Source organism: Crocosphaera watsonii WH 8501 (assembly GCF_000167195.1).
In the GTDB taxonomy this organism is placed as follows: Bacteria; Cyanobacteriota; Cyanobacteriia; order Cyanobacteriales; family Microcystaceae; genus Crocosphaera; species Crocosphaera watsonii.
Genome location: NZ_AADV02000223.1, coordinates 1 through 5,649, shown reverse-complemented (window position 1 = coordinate 5,649; position 5,649 = coordinate 1). Strand labels below are relative to the sequence as shown.

Below are 5,649 nucleotides of genomic sequence, written 5' to 3'. Positions count from 1 at the left end.
AAAGGACGGGGATCACGCTGAGAGAGCTTTACGTCCCATTGTCATTCACCGCAAAGTAAGTGGGGGAGCAAGAAGCGACTGGGGTGCAGAGTTAGTCACCCAAATGTTCAGTTTTTTAGAGACCATGAGATTACAGGGGCAAAATGCCATTGTCCAATTATGCGAATTATTTTCATTAGCTGGTCGGAGTCCCCCAGGATTAGAGATGTAAAAGGCTCCGGAGCCGATGGGGGATAGATTTTTCTTGATCGCCCTATCTCTCTGCACAAAAATACAAAAGGTTAGCGGATAATCTCCGCTAACAAAAAACTATCTTACTATTCTTTTTTTTTTCATATTGTTGTTTTTATTTGAGGTTTTAAAAAGACTTGATTCTGGGAATGTTAGTCATTAAAATAGCCGTAATAAATTAGCTTAAATTTTACGCTAAATCACAGGGCTTATATTTTTGTTGACTCAACTGATGTTGTTTGTAGTGCTTTTCAATAAGACTTTTTTGTTGCGGTGAGCAGTTACCTTGGAACAAGAAACTCTGTCTATTTCTTCAGAGAAGGATTAACTAAGTGTTTGATAAATACTTTCTAATTTAGTTCTTTCCCAAATTCTTTCTAAGTAGGGTAGATGATCCTCATAACTAGAACTTAAAGCAGTTTCTTCTAGGAAACCGCTTACTAAGTCTTCAATTACAAGGTAATAATTTTGAGCGAATAATTGATCTTCAAAGAAGATTTCATTTTGTTTGTGGTTCAAAGCACAAGATTGATGCTCATAAAATATAGTCCCTGTCAAGTCTGTTTCACTTAAATCTGCTCCTTGTAAATTCGTTCCAGTTAAGTTTGCTCCTGTTAAATAACTTCTGGTGAAATCGCATTCTTCTAAATTAGCTCCACCTAAATTTGTATCCACTAAATAACTATCGGTAATATAAGCTTGACTTAAGTTGGCTTGTTCAAGATTGGCTTTACTTAAATCTGAGTTAATTAAAATGGCATGACTTAAGTTAGCTTCTGTAATAGTGGTTTTAAAACAAATAGCCCCGACTAGATCAGCATAGCTTAAATTAGCCTTCTTAAAAGATCCTTCGCTGAGATTGGTATTGGCTAAAATGGCTTCTTCAAGGTTAGCATAATCCAGATTAGCACCCCGTAAATTCAATTGACTCAAATTGGCTTTTCTGAGATCAGGGACAATTTCAGGGTTCTGATCTCGCCATTGGTTCCAGATATCTACACCCTTGATTAAAAGATTTAAGTGTTGTTGATTGGCCATTAGGATTTTCTCTCGCTTTACGAAACTTTATTTTTCTTGCTTTCAATATAGTCACCCAATATTTTAATTTCCGTGATCATTGGACTTTGGAGAAAAAAAGTTTGTTAGCGCATATTTTACGCTAAACTAAAATCCCAAAATATCGGCTCTGTATCAGTCAATAAAATTGGCTGACAAATAGGGCTAATCTATAGATTCTGAGGAAAACTAAGGAGCTTTTAAGTTTTTAGTTGATTTTTTGCTCCCTTTCTTGATAACATCATGACGAGTTCGTGGGGCTTTTTTGTAACCTTTAATACGTCCGGAAGAAAAACCTCGACGTTTGGGAAATTTGGCGAAAGTCCCCAAAGTCGTAATTATTCTTGAAAAGTCTCTTTGAACTAGACTAGGGGTGATTTTGATGGATTTATTAGTCTTCAAATACTGTTCCCAATCACGGGGTAAAACCACAGCTAATTTTCTGGCAGCCCACAAATTTACATAAGAAAGAAGTGTTAGTTTAAACCAATTTTCTTCATGATGTACATCGGGAGTTAAATAAGATGTCATCAATAATCTTTGTTTACCAAATCGAAAAAGATGTTCCATGTCATAACGTTGTCGATAACACTGATAACAATCAACTAAACTTAACTCATCGCGCCGAGAACCAATAACAATAAGCCACATAGGTTTCCAAATACTATTTCTTTCTTGATCTCTGACAACAATCTGGAGTAAAGTAAAGGGGTGATTGTTCATTTTATAGTTTTTAGTTCCTCTCATTAACATCTGTTTCCATCCCGAAATAGTCACTGTTAATTGACGACCTTTTTTCGTTGTAAAGGGAACATGATGAACTTCATCAGGTTCAGTCCAAGTTTGGTCATCTTTAAGGTCAAATTTATCCCCATACCAACGGGGATGTCCCGAAGTTTTGGCTTGATTTGGGTCCCGAATAAATTGACGATAAAAAACTCGGTCACTTCTAACTCTTGTAATAGTAACTACGTCTTCATGCTTAACTTGTTCCCCAATAAAATCCTTTTGGCTGTAGTCACTATCAGCCACTAAGACAGATAATTTATCAGAAAATAAAGAACTTTGCCAGATTTTTTTTAGTTGTTGATTGCCTTGATTTACTCCTTTATGTTTAGAGGAGACTCGCTCTCCTGATAAGGGGACAGCCCAAGGGACTTTTTCTGTGTCTATTTGGTCAGGTAAAGCGCAGACAACGGAATAACAATGTCCAATATTAATGGGTTTATTTCCCTTAATTGGATTGGGGTAATGAATAAAGGTTTTATCCGCTAACGTTTCGCCAAACCGTCGTGGACAGGGAGTTGTGTCAATACCAAATAAGTTATAATGTTTTGAAGTGGGAGGAATTGTTCTCGATACCGCTGAAAATAAAGTCTCAATTCTCTGTTCATAATTAGGGTCAGTTTGAGTGGGTAAAAACTCTTGAATTCCTCTATATAAACTGTTATAATCTCTTCTAAATAAAGGATTGAGAGACAATTCAACGACTGAGTGAGCTTGTTGGTTACTGGAGAGGGCATCGAGTAATTCTATAATAGTTTCTTTTCTAGCTTTTAGTCCTTGGAAGAGGTTAGACCTCCACACCAGGAATTCCTCGACAGACGTAGCCGTTTCATTTTTGGTCATTTTTAAAATTTATTACCTTATAAATTAGCTGAATATATACGCTAACATCAAAAGAGGTTGTTTGTTACAGTTAAGGCTAATGTCATCACATTCCGAACTTAAGACCAGTCAAGATGTCCACCTGAGAGCCAAACAAATTAAGAGTCTAATTCGCTCTCTTAAACAGAAAATAAAGAAAATTGAACGGGAAGGGGAAGTAGCACCAGCTAATTGTCATATTATTCGTTATCAGGTTAATGGAAAGGGAACAATCTACTGGTATTATAAACTACAGGCTGCTGAATCAATTTTTCCTATGGCCACTAATAATGAGAAAAAAACCAAATATAAATATTTAGGACGAGCCGGAAGTTCTGCTCATATTGATGCTGTAGAAAAACTCACTAGAAGAAATCTCATTGATGAATTAGAACGAGTCATTCAATCTCTAACTGAAAGCTACTTAGATATCTATATTGGAACCGAAACTGAATGAAGCTATTTAATATTTAAAATCCCCTAAAAAGATGGAAAGAGAGTTTTTAAAATCACCTTAATTCTCTATTTTAGCTCTGGAGATATGTTTAGCGTAAAATTTACGCTAACAATTGTTTTTTATCCAAAGTCCAATTATGAGATTAGTTGAGAGACATGTTATCAAAAAGAATCATCGGTTTTATGCTGAAATTGACCGACTATGTTTCTTATCCAAAAATCTCTACAACTATGCTAATTATTTAGTTCGTCAGTCTTTTATCTTTGAAAACACTTACCGTAACTATCATGACATTCAGAAAACCCTGCAATCTCAACAGGACTATCAAGCTATGCCAGCTAAAGTTTCTCAACAAGTTTTGATGATACTTGACAGAAACTGGATAAGTTTTAAAGAGTCTAATTTAGCTTACAAAGAAAGCCCATCAAAATTTAAAGCACGTCCTCGTCTTCCTGGATATAAACATAAAATCAAGGGCAGAAATGTGGTGGTTTATACAGCCCAAGCTATCAGAAAAAAACAGCTTAAGCGAGGTATTATTAATCCCAGTAAGACGGCAATTTACCTAAAAACCAAGGTAGATACTTCAAAAATCAAACAAGTTCGTCTTGTACCCAGACTTAACCATTATGTCATTGAGGTCATTTATGAAGCAGATAAACAACAATACGAGTTAGAGGAAAATCGCTACGCTAGTATTGATATTGGCTTAAATAATTTAGCTACATTAACTTTCAATCAAGCCGGAATAAAACCGCTCTTGATAAATGGCAAACCGTTAAAATCAATTAATCAATACTATAATAAAGTAAAAAGTGACTTACAATCTCTTTTAGGGGAAAATAAATCAAGTCAGAAACTAAAAAAACTTTGTAATAAAAGAGAATTCAAGATTAATGATTATCTCCACAAAGCATCTCGTTTGATTATTGATACTCTCATTAATCAGAAAATAGGAACTCTGATTATTGGTCACAATACTGACTGGAAACAGAAAATTAACTTAGGGAAAAGAAATAACCAAAATTTTGTCTCTATTCCCTATAATAAGTTCATAGAAATGTTGTCTTATAAAGCAGAAATGGTGGGTATAAAGGTAATTATTACCGAAGAATCTTATACATAAAAAGCTTCATTTCTGGATAATGATCCTGTTCCTGTTTATCAGAAAGGTCAGAAAAATCAAGTAACTTTTTCTGGGAAAAGAGTAAATAGAGGTTTGTATTGCACTGGCAAAAGAAAATTAATCAATGCCGATGTTAACGGTTCGTTGAACATCATGAGAAAAGCAGTCCCAAATGCCTTTGGCCATGGGATAGAGGGTGTTGTAGTTCACCCAGTCAGGGTAATACCTGCAAAATAAGGATATGTCATATTTGACTATATTTTTATGAACTATATTATGCAACCTGTTCTAAATATTGCCCTAAATCTTCGATAATGCGAGTTAATTCTGCTTCTGTGGTCAATCTTATCTTATCATCTCGAACGGTTAATAAGACTTTAGCGGCAAACGGACTAGGATAGATATTCGGATTACAAAAAACTTCTAAAAATACCTCTCCTGTATAGCGATATTCCATCGGTTTTTCTGGTTGTGGCCTCCCTCCACTTCCTGAATTATTGGCCACTGTTTTCAAGCGTTGCATTAATTGATCAATTTCTGATTTAAGGGACATGGCAGCTTGAGCAGAAAAATTAAATCTAACCGATCCTTGTACTAAATTAAGAGTAAGCTGAGTCATGGCTAAACATTATAATAAAACTAAGATCCTTATTATCTCAATCATTGGTTAACCTTGTACGGTTTATGTCAATATTGTGACAAAAGATAATAGTTCTCAAGTGCGTTGAGTGTTGTTAACAATTCTTGATGTTTTAACTTGATATAATGATTAAGTTGGATAAAATAAGGGATAAAAACATGAGTAGCTTTACCATACAAGACTTAGAAACTGTACAATCACAGTATCCTGACTATCAAATAGAATTAATAGAAGGAGACATTGTTGTTATGAGTCCCTCCGGTTTAGAATCTGAAGAAGTTGGCACAGAAATCGCCAGATTGTTAGGTAACTGGGTACGTCCCAGAAAGTTAGGCCGAGTGATCGGGTCAAGTGCTGGTTTTATCTTACCTAATTCTGATTTGCGCGCTCCAGATGCTTCTTTTATTAAAGCAGAAAAATTAAAACGCACCACAGAAAATTATGCCGAAGTTGTTCCTGATTTAATCTTGAAGAAAACAAAAGGCCGACCAC

General features: G+C 35.2%; 5 protein-coding genes and 2 pseudogenes. 4 read left to right on the top strand and 3 right to left on the bottom strand.

The genetic code is table 11. From position 1 onward, the window contains the following. Window positions 1–211: pseudogene (locus tag CWATDRAFT_RS29310) on the top strand (hypothetical protein); the annotation flags it as partial. Window positions 212–555: 344 nt separating this feature from the next. On the opposite strand, the gene CWATDRAFT_RS29305 reads toward CWATDRAFT_RS29310, so the two are convergent. Then, window positions 556–1,269 carry a pentapeptide repeat-containing protein gene (locus tag CWATDRAFT_RS29305; protein ID WP_007308363.1) on the bottom strand — a complete coding sequence of 238 codons (714 nt, stop codon included), beginning with the start codon at window positions 1,267–1,269 and terminating at the stop codon, window positions 556–558. 207 nt (window positions 1,270–1,476) lie between these two features. Continuing rightward, the gene (locus tag CWATDRAFT_RS29300; RefSeq protein ID WP_007308362.1) at window positions 1,477–2,916 is read right to left on the bottom strand and encodes an NF041680 family putative transposase; all 1,440 of its coding nucleotides are present in this window, start codon (window positions 2,914–2,916) and stop codon (window positions 1,477–1,479) included. Between the two features lie 79 nt (window positions 2,917–2,995). On the opposite strand from CWATDRAFT_RS29300, the gene CWATDRAFT_RS29295 reads away from it, so the two are divergent. After that, window positions 2,996–3,391 carry a hypothetical protein gene (locus CWATDRAFT_RS29295; protein ID WP_007303072.1) on the top strand — a complete coding sequence of 132 codons (396 nt, stop codon included), beginning with the start codon at window positions 2,996–2,998 and terminating at the stop codon, window positions 3,389–3,391. Between the two features lie 136 nt (window positions 3,392–3,527). Then, window positions 3,528–4,754 (top strand): annotated as a pseudogene (locus tag CWATDRAFT_RS29290) (RNA-guided endonuclease InsQ/TnpB family protein). A 37-nt stretch (window positions 4,755–4,791) separates the two neighbouring features. On the opposite strand, the gene CWATDRAFT_RS29285 reads toward CWATDRAFT_RS29290, so the two are convergent. After that, window positions 4,792–5,136 carry a hypothetical protein gene (locus CWATDRAFT_RS29285; protein WP_007308361.1) on the bottom strand — a complete coding sequence of 115 codons (345 nt, stop codon included), beginning with the start codon at window positions 5,134–5,136 and terminating at the stop codon, window positions 4,792–4,794. Between the two features lie 179 nt (window positions 5,137–5,315). Here CWATDRAFT_RS29285 and CWATDRAFT_RS29280 point away from each other — a divergent pair. After that, the coding region (locus tag CWATDRAFT_RS29280; protein WP_042712836.1) for a Uma2 family endonuclease at window positions 5,316–5,649 on the top strand (334 nt) is incomplete at its 3' end.